Consider the following 12,560-nt stretch of genomic DNA (forward strand, 5'->3'; position numbering starts at 1 on the left):
TCAGTCGTCAGTCGTCAGTCGTCAGTCGTCAGTCGTCAGGACCAGGGACCGGCTCCATTCGGTTTCAGGCCAGCGTTCGGCCCTTGGGGCGTCTGGGATCAGTGCTTTGAGCAATCCCTCGAAAGTAGGGCGGTTGATGAGTTCGGCGCCCAGCGTGAGCAGATGCGGGTTCTCGACCTGGGCATCGATAAGCTGGATGCCGAGAGTGGGCGCCAGCGCGCGCAGGGCGGCGAAGGCCATCTTGGAACCGTTGGGCTGCGGGGAAACCATGGATTCGCCAAAGAACAGCCCTCCCAGCTTGATGCCGTAGACAGCACCGGCAATCTGCCCGTCCTGCCAGATTTCCAGGCTGTGGGCGTAGCCAAGAGTGTGCAGGCGCACATAGGCCGCGATCATCTCTTCACTGATCCAGGTGCCCGTGCCATCAGCGCGGGGAGCGGCACACAGGCGCATCACAGATTCGAAAGCCCGATCAAGGGTGACGGTGAAATCGCTACGGCGCAGGTGGCGGGTCAGACTGCGGCTGATATGAATCTTGTGCGCATGGATGACACAGCGCGGGGCAGGGGACCACCACAGGATTGGCTGGTAGTCCGCGTCATACCAGGGAAAGATGCCCAACGAATAAGCCCGGAGCAGGGTCTCCGGGCTCAAGTCGGCCCCGGCGGCCAACAGGCCCTCCGGGTCGCTCAGGGCGGTGCGGGTATCCGGGAACGCCGTTCCCGGTTCCAGCCACGGCACCATGCCTTAGTGGTTCAGGCTGTCCAGATACTTCTCCGCATCCAGAGCCGCCATGCAGCCGGCACCGGCGGAAGTCACCGCCTGACGGTAGACGTGATCCGCCACATCGCCGGCGGCAAAGACGCCCTCAACGGTGGTCGCAGTAGCATTGCCTTCGATACCGCTGTGGATCTTGATGTAGCCGTCATTCATGTCCAGCTGGCCCTGGAAGATGTCGGTGTTCGGTTTGTGGCCGATGGCAATAAACACGCCCTGCAGTTCAATATCCTTACTGCCTTCGCCCTTGGTGGACTGGATGCGCATGCCGGTAACGCCGCTATCATCGCCCAGCACCTCTTCGAGGGTGTGGTCCCACTCAACGCTGATGTTGTCCTTGGCGAGCAGCTTGTCCTGGAGGATTTTCTCCGCACGCAGGCTGTCGCGGCGGTGTACCAGGGTCACGTGTTCAGCGATGTGCGACAGATACAGTGCTTCCTCGACAGCGGTGTTGCCGCCGCCGATAACGGCCACGCGCTGGTTCTTGTAAAAGAAACCATCACAGGTGGCGCAGGCGGAAACGCCGCGGCCCATAAAGGCTTCCTCGGACTCCAGACCCAGATACATGGCGGTGGCGCCTGTAGCGATGATCAAGGCATCACAGGTGTAGGTGCCGCTGTCACCCTTGAGGGTAAAGGGGCGATTGCGAACATCCACTTCGTTGATGTGGTCGTACACCATTTCTGTATCAAAGCGCTCGGCATGCTGCTGCATGCGCACCATCAGGTCGGGACCCTGCAACCCTTCAACGTCACCGGGCCAGTTATCCACCTCGGTGGTGGTGGTGAGCTGCCCACCCGGCTGAATCCCGGTAATTACCACCGGCTTGAGGTTGGCACGGGCGGCGTAAACGGCGGCGGTGTAACCCGCAGGGCCGGAACCGAGGATAATCAGGCGATGGTGCTGCACGTCGCTCATTGAGAACTCCAGTTGATAGGTAAGGTCAGGTACTGATGGCTCCCAAACAAATGGGGGCGCGGCCCTGCGCATTCAAGGCGTGTGAAAACTACCGTAAAACAGGGGGTTCGTGAAGCCTATAAGTGTCATAGGATAAGCCAACTGCACCCCGCTCGGGCAGGCAGTCGAGAGGATTTATGCGATAATCCCCGCCGGCCCGCCAGTGGCGGGGCGACAAAGCTGGCCGCTCCCAGCGGGATTGACTACAATCGCAATAATTTCAATTCGTTATCGGCACTTCCTTAAGCTTAACTTTATGAATTCAAGGGGTAAGGCGTGAGTAAAACGGTTGCCGGGCAAGGACAGTCCGGGTTTTCCCGCCATCTCAAGCGCGGCTTGATCGAGGGCATGGTGATCGCCCTGATTGCCCTGTGCCTGTATCTGCTGCTGGCGTTGATCAGCTTCGACAGCCGGGATCCGGGTTGGTCCTACGTGGGCAATGTGGACGCCGTGCGCAATGCCGCTGGCCGTGCCGGCGCATTCAGCGCCGATCTGTTGCTGGGCCTGTTTGGCTATATGGCGTACCTGTTTCCGGTGCTGGTGGGCTTCTGGGCCACCAAGGTGCTGCGTGAACGTCACGCCGGTTTGCCTGGCAGCTGGCCACTATTCAGCCTGCGCCTGGTCGGCTTCGTGTTGACCATGCTGGCCGGCACCGCGCTTTCTTACATGCACTTCACCGTTGGGGATGCACTCCCGGAAGGGGCAGGCGGAATTCTCGGCCACGAAGTCGGCGCCGCCGCGCTGAATGGTTTCAATCCTCTGGGCGGCAGCCTGATCATGGTTGCCCTGTTTCTGATCGGGGTCACCATCTTTACCGATCTGTCCTGGATTGCCCTGGCTGAGGGCCTGGGGGCCATGGTGCTCGGTGCCTTCGAGAAAATCCCCGCCTGGTGGCAGGCGCGCCGCAAACGGCGTGAGGAAGCGCAGCAGAAGAAACAGGCCCATGAAAAGCGCGCCAAGGTGATCAGCGAAGCCAAGAAGAAGGCGGAGACCCGCACACCGCCGAAGATAGCCAAGCCGGCCAAACCGGTGGAGAAAAGCGCACGAGTCCACAAAGAGAAGCAGCAGAAACTGTTTACCACGGAAGTGAGCGGTGAATTACCGCCACTGGTGTTGCTTGACCCGGTAGAGGAGGCCAAGGGCGGTTTCTCCGAGGAAGCCCTGGAAGGTATGTCCCGCCTGCTGGAAATCAAGCTCAAGGACTTCAATATCGAGGCCGAGGTAGTAGCGGTACAGCCCGGCCCGGTCATTACCCGTTTCGAAATTCAGCCTGCACCGGGCATCAAGGTGTCCCGGATCACCAATCTCGCCAAGGATCTGGCTCGTTCCCTGGCGGTGATCAGCGTGCGTGTGGTCGAGGTGATTCCCGGCAAGACCACCGTGGGTATCGAAATTCCCAACGAGCAGCGGGAAATGATCCGCTTTACCGAAGTGGTCGGCACCCAGATGTTTGACCAGTCGCCGTCGCCGCTGACTATGGCTCTGGGCAAGGACATCGCCGGCAACCCGGTGATGGCCGACCTGGCCAAGATGCCCCACCTGTTGGTGGCAGGTACCACCGGCTCCGGTAAGTCCGTGGGCGTGAACGCCATGCTGCTGTCCATGCTGTTCAAATCCAACCCGGAAGATGTGCGGCTGATCCTGATTGATCCCAAGATGCTGGAACTGGCTGTGTACGACGGCATTCCTCATCTGCTGACCCCGGTGGTTACAGACATGAAAGAAGCCGCCGGCGCTCTGCGCTGGGGCGTTGGTGAAATGGAGCGCCGTTACCGGCTGATGGCGTCCATGGGCGTGCGTAACCTTTCCGGCTATAACCGCAAAGTCGCGGATGCCAAGAAAGCGGGTCAGCCTCTCAAGGACCCCATGTGGAAGCCCGACGACCCCATGAATCTGGAGGAAGAGGCGCCGCTGGCGGAACATCTGCCTTACATCGTTATTGTGATCGACGAATTTGCCGACATGATGATGATCGTCGGCAAGAAGGTGGAAGAGCTGATCGCCCGTATCGCCCAGAAGGCCCGGGCCGCCGGCATTCACCTGATTCTGGCCACCCAGCGCCCGTCCGTGGACGTGATTACCGGCCTGATCAAGGCCAACGTACCGTCCCGGATCGGCTTCCAGGTATCGTCCAAGATCGATTCGCGCACGGTGCTGGACCAGGGCGGTGCGGAGCAACTGCTCGGTCACGGGGACATGCTTTATTTGCCCGGCGGCAAAAGTGTTCCGGAACGTGTTCACGGCGCCTTTGTCTCAGATGAGGAGGTGCACCGGGTTTGTGACGACTGGCGCAAGCGCGGAGAGCCCAACTATCTGGAAGAAATTCTCGATGGCGGCAGCGACCTCAATGCACCCATGCCCGGTATGGAAAGTGCCGGTGGCGGGGGCGATGACGAAAACGACCCGCTTTACGATGAGGCGGTGGCTTACGTGACCCAGTCGCGCCGGGCCTCCATTTCCTCCGTGCAGCGGAAACTGAAAATCGGCTACAACCGCGCCGCCCGTCTGGTGGAAGCCATGGAAATGGCCGGGGTTGTCAGCGAGGCGGGAAATAACGGCCAGCGAGAAGTGCTGGCGCCACCGCCGGTGTAATCAGGCCGGAAACGGCCAACAAGGAGTCTCAATGCGCAAGCTGGTAACGGGTTTACTGATCATGCCGTCGCTGTTGTGGGCGGCCCCCACTGACGAACTGTTGTCCAAGCTGCAGAAGCTGGAATCCATGAAGGGCCAGTTCGAGCAGATGGTGCTGGATCAGGGCGGCACCCATATGCAGGAAGCGGAAGGGGACTTTCAGGTGGCCCGAGGCAATCGCTTCTACTGGTCCACGGAAATGCCCTTCGAGCAACTGGCGGTCTCCGATGGCAATACCGTCTGGGTCTATGACAAGGATCTGGAGCAGGTAGTCGTGCGTCCCCTCAGCCAGGACCTGGGCCAGACTCCGGCCTTGTTGTTTGGTGGCAAGCCCGCGGATGTGGCTGAAGCCTTCACCATTTCCGAGCGCAGCCGGGAGGGGAAAACGATTACCTACCGGCTGAAGCCGAAAGGGAAGGATCCGTTGTTTGACCAACTGGATGTCACCTTTCAGGGCGATCAGCCCAGCTCCATGCGTCTGCAGGATGCCCTGGGGCAGCAGACCGTGATCGATTTTCGCGATCTCAGGGTCAACTCAGGCATTGATGCCTCCCTGTTCAGCTTCGTGCCGCCGGAAGGCACGGATGTCATTCAGCAACAGCAATGAACGACCTGTTCGCCACCGATGCCGCCCAGCAGGCCCAGCCCCTGGCGGCGCGCCTGCGTCCCACCTCGCTGGACGAGTACGTGGGCCAGCAGCATCTGGTGGGCGAGGGTAAGCCTTTTCGCCAGGCCCTGGAGCGTGGGCAACTGCACTCCATGATCCTGTGGGGCCCGCCGGGCACCGGCAAGACCACCCTGGCGTTGATTCTGGCCCAGGCGGTGGACGCTGCCTTTATAACGCTTTCCGCGGTGCTGTCGGGTGTGAAGGATATCCGCGCGGCGGTGGAGCAGGCCCAGGTGCGTCTGGGTCAGGGGCGTCGCACTGTGCTGTTTGTGGATGAAGTGCATCGTTTCAACAAGGCCCAGCAGGATGCGTTCCTTCCCCATGTGGAGGAGGGCACCATTACCTTTATCGGTGCCACAACGGAAAACCCCTCCTTCGAGCTCAACAACGCCTTGCTGTCCCGGGCCCGGGTGTATCGGCTGAGATCGCTGACGGCGGATGACCTGCGCGGTTTGCTGGCGCGGGCTCTGGCGGAGCCGAGCCTGAAGGGCATGCAGCTGGACGATGACGCCAGCGAATTACTGCTCAACTACGCCGACGGTGATGCCCGGCGCCTGCTCAACATGCTGGAAGTCGCAGCGGATCTGGCCGACGGCGAAACGCCCGTTATCGATGCGGAACTGATGCGTGAAGTGCTGCGCGATGCGGTACGACGTTTCGACAAGGGCGGGGATTTGTTCTATGACCAGATCAGCGCGCTGCATAAATCCGTGCGCGGGTCCGACCCGGATGCGGCCCTGTATTGGTTTGCCCGCATGCTGGACGGTGGCTGTGACCCCCTGTACATTGCCCGCCGCGTAGTGAGGATGGCCAGTGAAGAGGTGGCTAACGCTGACCCTCGAGCACTCACCCTGTGCCTGCAGGCCTGGGATGTGCAGGAGCGGCTGGGCAGTCCGGAAGGGGAGCTGGCCATTGCCCAGGCCATTGCCTATTTGGCCGTGGCGCCGAAGAGCAACGCGGTTTACAAGGCCTACAATCAGGCGCGGGCGCTGGTGCGCGACCATCCCACTGACGAAGTGCCGCTGCATCTGCGTAACGCGCCCACCCAGTTGATGAAAGACGAAGGCTTCGGGGCCGAGTATCATTACGCCCACGATTTTCCGGATGCTTTTGTGGCCGGCGAAAACTACTTTCCGCCCAGCCTCAGTGGCACGCGTTTGTACGAACCGGTCCACCGGGGGCTGGAGATCAAGGTGGCGGAAAAACTGGCCCGCCTGCGTGGACTGAACGAGCAGAGCGACTGGAAGCGCTACGGAGACGAGCAATGAGCATGGCAACCCTGGCGCCCTGGCTCGCCATTGCCGGCGGTGGTGCCATTGGCGCTTGCCTACGTTTCGCCACCACCCTGTGGATTGGCGTACCGTCCATGCCGGCCTGGCCCTGGGCCACCTTCGGGGTGAATCTGGTGGGCAGTTTTCTGTTCGGTTTTCTGGCCGTGGCACTGGCCAGCCTGCCAGTGGGTGAGCTCTGGCGCCTGGCACTGATGACCGGCATGCTCGGCGCGCTGACAACCTTTTCCACTTTTTCCTTCGAGCTGGTTCGGTTGGTGGAGATGAAAGCCTTCGGCATGGCGGCAGGTTACGGCCTGGCGTCGGTGCTGGTCTGTTTTTGTCTCGGCGGGCTGGGGTTGCTGCTGGGGCGGTTGGTGTTCGAATAACGACCGCCGAAAAAATACACCGTAGGAGCCATGCTCGCATGGCGAACCGCCCGTCAGGGCGCTCTCGCGAGAAGGTTCGCCATGCAAGCATGGCTCCTACAGGAAAGAATCTTATCAGCGTCTTGCGTCAGACATCTGGCGTCGGGCGTTTTTTGCTTGGAGTAAAACAAACATGCTGGATATTCGTGCCCTGCGTCAGGACGGTGAAGCCATCAAGGCGGCGCTGAGCAAGCGTGGTTTTGACCTGGATCTGGATGCTTTTTCTGCGCTGGATGCCCGCCGCAAACAGGCGGACGTGCGCTCCCAGGATCTTCAGGCCGAACGCAAGAAAGCGTCCAAGCAGGTGGGGCAGCTGATCCAGTCCGGTATGGATGTGGAGCAGGCCAAGGCCCAGGTGGCCGAATCCCTGAAGACCATTGATCAGGAACTGGATCAGGAAGTGGCCAACGCCAAGGCGATCCAGGAGGAAATCCGTGACTTCCTGATGGGCATCCCCAATGTGCCCCAGGAGGCCGTGCCCGCCGGCAACGATGAAGATGACAACGTGGAAGTGCGCCAGTGGGGCACGCCGAAGACCTTTGCCTTCGAGCCGAAAGACCACGTGGACGTGGGCGAGGCACTGGGGCAGGGCGGTCTCGATTTCGAGCGCGCCGCCAAACTCTCCGGCAGCCGCTTTGCGGTAATGACCGGTGGCCTGGCCCGTCTGCACCGTGCGCTGATCGATTTTATGCTCGACATTCACAGCAGCGAACATGGCTATGAAGAAGTCTATGTGCCTTACCTGGTGGGCCCGGAAGCCCTGCGCGGCACCGGCCAGCTGCCCAAGTTCTCCGATGACCTGTTCAAGATGGAAGGTGAGCGCGAGCTGTATCTGATTCCCACTGCCGAGGTGCCGGTCACTAATCTGGCCGCTGATGAAATTCTCGATGCGGAGGCGCTGCCCAGACGTTATACCTGCCATACCCCCTGTTTCCGCTCCGAAGCGGGCAGTCACGGCAAGGACACCCGCGGCATGATCCGCCAGCACCAGTTCGAGAAGGTGGAGCTGGTGCAATTGGTACGCCCGGAAGAGTCGGATGCGGCCCTGGACGCGTTGACCGGCCATGCGGAGGCGATTCTGCAGAAGCTGGATCTTCCCTATCGGGTAGTGATCCTGTGCGGTGGCGATCTGGGCTTTTCCTCCTCCAAAACCTATGACATCGAGGTATGGCTGCCCAGTCAGCAGCGTTACCGGGAAATTTCCTCCTGCTCCAATTTCCGTGACTACCAGGCCCGTCGCATGCAGGCCCGTTGGCGTAACCCGGAAACCGGCAAGCCCGAACTGGTACACACTTTGAATGGGTCTGGTCTGGCAGTAGGGCGTACACTGGTGGCGATCCTGGAGAACTATCAGAATGACGATGGTTCCGTGACCGTACCGGAGGCATTGCGCCCCTACATGAGAGGCCTGGAGCGGTTGCAGTAGCACGCTCCTGCTCATTGAAACCGGGAGCATTGATGGAATTCCTACCAATCAGCTGGCGACTGCAGGGCAAATCTGCCCTGCTTGTGGGGGGCGGAGAAGTCGCCCTGCGCAAAGGGCGCCTTCTGCACCGATCAGGTGCAAAAGTAAGTGTGGTTGCTCCCCATGTGTGCGCAGATCTGCGCGACATTGCGGTGCAGAGCCAGGGTGTCATCCACGAGCGGGCCTTTGAAAGTACCGATCTGAGCGGGAAGACACTGGTTATCTGTGCCACCGATGATCCGGCGGTGAATGCGGCGGTGGCCCAGCAGGCCCAGGCTCGGGGATTGCCGGTTAATGTGGTGGACAACCCCTCCCTGGGTGACTTCATTTTTCCGGCCATCGTGGATCGTTCGCCGGTACTGATCAGCATTAGCTCCTCTGGCGCCTCTCCGGTACTGGCGCGCAAGCTACGTAGCCAGCTGGAGTCCATGTTGCCGGCTCGCTGGGGCCGCCTTGCCGACCTGATGGCAAAGTTTCGCCAGCCCCTCAAGGACAAGCTCAACAATGTGGGCGCACGCCGTCTGTTCTGGGAGCAGGCCCTGGAAGGGCCGCTGGTCGAAAAGGTCATGGCCGGCAAGGACAGCGAGGCGGAAGCCATGCTCGCCGAGGCCATTGAGGCGGCGGATGCTTCACGGTTGAGTCGAGGTGAGGTGTATCTGGTTGGCGCCGGTCCCGGTGACCCGGATTTGCTCACCTTCCGTGCTCTGCGCCTTTTGCAGAAAGCGGACGTGGTGCTCTATGACCGACTGGTAGGCAAGGGCATTGTGGATCTTGCCCGTCGCGATGCGGAGCTGGTCTACGTGGGCAAGGCCCGCGACAAGCATGCCTTACCCCAGGACAACATCAACGAGCTGTTGGTCCACTACGCCAAACAGGGCAAGAAGGTGTGCCGCCTGAAGGGAGGCGACCCCTTTATCTTCGGTCGTGGTGGCGAGGAAATCGACCTGATCGTGGCCGAGGGCATCGACTTTCAGGTGGTGCCGGGTATTACTGCTGCCAGTGGCTGTGCCGCTTATGCCGGGATCCCGCTTACCCACCGGGATCATGCCCAGTCCGTCCGTTTCGTCACCGGCCACCGCAAGGACGGCACCGTGGACCTGGATTGGCAGCATCTGGTCAGTGAAACCGAGACCGTGGTGTTTTACATGGGGCTGGTCGGTCTGCGGCAGATCTGTAGCAAGTTGATGGAGCACGGTCGCGCCGGGGATACGCCGATAGGGCTGGTCTCGCGAGGCACCACCAATCTTCAGGAAGTGATCACCGGCACCCTGGACAGCCTGCCGGACCAGATTGAAGGCCGGGAAATCCATGCGCCCACGTTGATCATTGTCGGTAGTGTGGTGAGCCTGCATTCGCAGTTTGAATGGTTCGGGAAGAGCAATTAATAGTTAATAATGAATAGTTAATAGTTACGCGGTCACGCGTATGGGTTTTTCAGACAAAGAAGCCGCGACCATGGCCATGGTCGCGGCTTTTTGCTTTCGAAAGAGACGCGCTTTCTCGCCACGTTATTAATTATTCATTATTAACTATTAATTTCTGGCCGATAAACCCTGCTTTTGTCCCTTTTTTGCCACAACTCACGTGCCTGTCCCTGCGCCTCGTCCAGCGAAGCCGCCCGATCCAGCCCCCATAGCGCTACCGCTACCGTCTGAATTACTGCATTTTCGCCATAGTCATCGCTCTGTTCGCCACGCCATACCGCCAGCACCGTCTGCGCATCGGGCTCGCCAGGGGGGCTTTGCCGTGGCATGACGTTGTCCAGAACGGCTGCGCCTTCCAGATGTCCACCGTGGCGGATGCCGGTGATCTGGGTGCGCGCATCAGGGCGGATTTCCAGTTCGCCGCCTTCGCCCTTGAACAGCAGCAGGTCCTTATCACCGGCCAGGTCAGCGGCCCCCTGGTGCAGTTCGATATAGGCCGGGTGGAAGACGCTCTGCATGGACAGGGGGGCCTTGGACGGGTTGAGACTGCGTGCCAGCGTGTTGATGGGGGAGCGCAGGCCGAGGAAGTAGCGCAGGGTCAACAGGCGTGACAGTGGCGCGCAGAACGTCTCCAGCGGCAGATACGCCAGGCCATGCTGATCCAGATGCGCGGCGGCCTCCTCTGGGGAGTTGGCCACCGGCAGGCCCAGTTGTGGCAGAAGCTGATCGCTGTAGACCCGGTTGGGGGTATGGGCGGGGCCACCGTGGAGCAGGGTGCGGATGCCCTGGTTGGCCAGCAACAGCGCTGCCAGCAGGTACCAGGGGTGGTGTTTCTTCTTGCCCGCATAGCTGGGCCAGTCCAGATGCACGTCAGGCAAGCTTTCCAGCACCTGGTAGCAAACCGGGCGGCAGGCATCCAGAAAACCGGCCAGCTCTTCCGGGGTTTCTTCCTTGACCCGCAGCAGCATCAGGAAGGCGCCAAGCTGAATGTCCTCCACCTGGCCATCGAGGATCGCTTGCATGGCGTCCCGGGCTTCCTCGCGGGTGAGGCTGCGCCGGGCCCGTTTACCGCGGCCAAGCGTGCGTACAAAGGGGGCAAAAGCATGTTCAGTCATGGACAACCTCGTGGATGCTCGTCGTGCCTCAGGCTTGCAAGGGCGGATGTTGCGAGCAGCGTACTGCGTGTGAGCGTTATATCAATACCAACTGGTACAAGGGCCATGCTCGGCGACCAGCTCCAGCAGCCGGGCATGGTCGATAACAGGCAAGGGGCTGTCCGGCAGGGCCAGGGCGGGATGCTGAAGCAGGTAGCCGTCGCCCTTCAGGGGTAACCGTGAAGCAAACAACAGGCCCGCATCGCTGAATACGCAGATATCGCCGTCCCGATACAGGCTTTCGAATGCCTGGCGCTGGGGGCTGTCCGGGGTGAAACCAATCAGGTGAATCATCGCCTTAGAACACCAGAACCTGACCGCACTGGTCGCGCAGCGTCTGTAAGGATTGAGAATCCAGAGTCTCTACCGGGATTGGCGCGAGCGGCGCCGGCCCGTCAGTGACACAGCGTACGCCGAAGTCCGGCAGCTGTGCCAGGCTATCGCTGGGAGCCAGTTGCAGCTGCTGCAGGCACACTTCGGTGAGCCACAGGATCGTGGGCTGGCCGAAGGCTGCCCCGGTTAGCAGCATATCCAGGGTTTCCTGAAACTGGCTGGACAGCGGTGCGCTGCCACTGGCGATATAGAGAATCTGATTAGCCAAACTGTATTACCCGATCGCTGTGAATCAGGGCATCTGCCCACTGTCCCAGTCCGGCCAGGGAGAAACCGTCCGCCAGGGTATCCGCTACCACTCCCCGGCGCTGTGCTGCCCCCACACAAACCACCGCGTCCAGCGGGTTGTCAGCCAGCCATTGCTGCCATTGCTGGGCCGCATTGGCTTGGGCTCCGTCGGCACTCCAGGCATGACGATGTGCCAGGTGCACGGCATCCCGGTAGAAAAAAAGGCGATATAGTTGGTGATCTGAGTGGCCCAGCAGGGCTTGGGCGGTGTGGAGAGCGGTCAGTGCGGCGGCGGAATCCGCCGCCGCATTGACCAGAAGGGCAAACCGCATCAATCGTCGCCGCCGAGGGCGGTGAGCAGGTGCAGCAGAGACATGAAGAGGTTATACAGGGACACGAACAGGGTCACCGTGGCCATGATGTAGTTGGTCTCGCCGCCGTGAATGATGGCGCTGGTCTGCCACAAGATCAGCATTGAGGACAGCAATACGAAAGCGGCGGAGATCGCCAGGGCCAGTGCCGGTATGGCGAAGAAGATATTGGCGATTGCCGCAACAAAAGCCACCAGAATACCGACCATGATGAAGTTGGTCATGAAGCTGAAGTCTTTCTTGGTCACCAGCGCGATGGCTGACATGGCCACAAAGATGCCTGCAGTACCGCCCAGAGCCATGGTCACGGTTTCCATGCCGCCAGGCATTTGCGCGTACATGTTGATGATCGGGCCAGTGGTAAAGCCCAGCCACCCGGTCAGGCCGAATACGGCCAGGATGCCCCAGGCGCTATTGCGGAGCATATTGGTGGCGAACAGCAGGCCGAAGTAGACGCCGAGGGTCAGCCATACGTTGACGAAACCGATGTTGCTGGCCATGGCAAACCAGGATGCACCGGTAGCGACAATCAGTGACAGCCCCAGCAGCATGTAGGTGTTCTTCAATACCTGGGCCGCACGTTCTCCGGTGACGGCAGCGCCGTGCGAGGAGACGGAATAGGGGTTGGTCTGGTTATTCATGTGTTTGCACTCATCCTGCGAATTGTACCTGTGATCATAAGGGCGGCCGCGTCAAAATCAAGCAATGAAACAAGGGATAAACCGGGTTTGTCAGCTATTTCGTCGGCTTTGCTCGAACAAGGGTTTAACCGGAGCCCCGAGGCGCGCCTGACAGGT

The 12,560-nt window shown here is 60.6% G+C and carries 13 protein-coding genes; 6 read left to right on the plus strand and 7 right to left on the minus strand.

The window, feature by feature from the left end; translation table 11 throughout:
* Positions 1 to 21: 21 nt before the first annotated feature.
* Positions 22 to 744, minus strand: a complete 723-nt coding sequence (gene aat / locus ACMG4N_RS10835; protein ID WP_297763576.1) for a leucyl/phenylalanyl-tRNA--protein transferase — start codon at positions 742 to 744, stop codon at positions 22 to 24.
* Between the two features lie 3 nt (positions 745 to 747).
* Positions 748 to 1,695: a thioredoxin-disulfide reductase gene (gene trxB / locus ACMG4N_RS10840; RefSeq protein ID WP_297763579.1), complete on the minus strand. Its 948-nt coding sequence runs from the start codon at positions 1,693 to 1,695 to the stop codon at positions 748 to 750.
* 315 nt (positions 1,696 to 2,010) lie between these two features.
* Here trxB and ACMG4N_RS10845 point away from each other — a divergent pair, with 315 nt between their 5' ends.
* From ACMG4N_RS10845 to cysG, 6 genes are all read left to right on the plus strand, one after another.
* On the plus strand, positions 2,011 to 4,326 hold the full coding sequence (locus ACMG4N_RS10845) for a DNA translocase FtsK (RefSeq protein ID WP_297763582.1): 2,316 nt from the start codon (positions 2,011 to 2,013) through the stop codon (positions 4,324 to 4,326).
* A gap of 31 nt (positions 4,327 to 4,357) precedes the next feature.
* A complete protein-coding gene (lolA, locus tag ACMG4N_RS10850; protein WP_297763586.1) occupies positions 4,358 to 4,972 on the plus strand; it encodes an outer membrane lipoprotein chaperone LolA in 615 nt (204 codons plus the stop codon).
* Complete coding sequence (locus ACMG4N_RS10855; protein WP_414431633.1) at positions 4,969 to 6,300, plus strand: replication-associated recombination protein A; 1,332 nt, start codon at positions 4,969 to 4,971, stop codon at positions 6,298 to 6,300. Before lolA ends, ACMG4N_RS10855 begins: the two co-directional genes overlap by 4 nt.
* Positions 6,297 to 6,689 (plus strand): fluoride efflux transporter FluC, encoded by a 393-nt coding sequence (locus ACMG4N_RS10860; RefSeq protein WP_414431634.1) that lies wholly within the window; start codon positions 6,297 to 6,299, stop codon positions 6,687 to 6,689. Before ACMG4N_RS10855 ends, ACMG4N_RS10860 begins: the two co-directional genes overlap by 4 nt.
* Positions 6,690 to 6,861: 172 nt before the next feature.
* Positions 6,862 to 8,154 carry a serine--tRNA ligase gene (gene serS / locus ACMG4N_RS10865; protein ID WP_414431636.1) on the plus strand — a complete coding sequence of 431 codons (1,293 nt, stop codon included), beginning with the start codon at positions 6,862 to 6,864 and terminating at the stop codon, positions 8,152 to 8,154.
* Between the two features lie 32 nt (positions 8,155 to 8,186).
* Complete coding sequence (gene cysG / locus ACMG4N_RS10870; RefSeq protein ID WP_414431637.1) at positions 8,187 to 9,578, plus strand: siroheme synthase CysG; 1,392 nt, start codon at positions 8,187 to 8,189, stop codon at positions 9,576 to 9,578.
* Positions 9,579 to 9,718: 140 nt separating this feature from the next.
* On the opposite strand, the gene ACMG4N_RS10875 is transcribed toward cysG, so the two are convergent.
* The 5 genes from ACMG4N_RS10875 to ACMG4N_RS10895 all read right to left on the minus strand — a co-directional run bounded on the left by ACMG4N_RS10875 (position 9,719) and on the right by ACMG4N_RS10895 (position 12,404).
* On the minus strand, positions 9,719 to 10,732 hold the full coding sequence (locus ACMG4N_RS10875; RefSeq protein WP_414431638.1) for a glycosyl transferase family protein: 1,014 nt from the start codon (positions 10,730 to 10,732) through the stop codon (positions 9,719 to 9,721).
* A gap of 81 nt (positions 10,733 to 10,813) precedes the next feature.
* Positions 10,814 to 11,065 carry a hypothetical protein gene (locus ACMG4N_RS10880; protein WP_035244487.1) on the minus strand — a complete coding sequence of 84 codons (252 nt, stop codon included), beginning with the start codon at positions 11,063 to 11,065 and terminating at the stop codon, positions 10,814 to 10,816.
* A gap of 4 nt (positions 11,066 to 11,069) precedes the next feature.
* Positions 11,070 to 11,372: a hypothetical protein gene (locus ACMG4N_RS10885; protein WP_297763605.1), complete on the minus strand. Its 303-nt coding sequence runs from the start codon at positions 11,370 to 11,372 to the stop codon at positions 11,070 to 11,072.
* Positions 11,365 to 11,724 (minus strand): sulfurtransferase complex subunit TusD, encoded by a 360-nt coding sequence (tusD, locus tag ACMG4N_RS10890; RefSeq protein ID WP_272961769.1) that lies wholly within the window; start codon positions 11,722 to 11,724, stop codon positions 11,365 to 11,367. Before tusD ends, ACMG4N_RS10885 begins: the two co-directional genes overlap by 8 nt.
* Positions 11,724 to 12,404, minus strand: coding sequence for a Bax inhibitor-1/YccA family protein (locus tag ACMG4N_RS10895; RefSeq protein ID WP_035244483.1), 681 nt, complete (start codon positions 12,402 to 12,404; stop codon positions 11,724 to 11,726). Before ACMG4N_RS10895 ends, tusD begins: the two co-directional genes overlap by 1 nt.
* Positions 12,405 to 12,560: the final 156 nt, after the last annotated feature.

This window comes from Alcanivorax sp. IL2 (assembly GCF_047495475.1).
In the GTDB taxonomy this organism is placed as follows: domain Bacteria; phylum Pseudomonadota; class Gammaproteobacteria; order Pseudomonadales; family Alcanivoracaceae; genus Alcanivorax.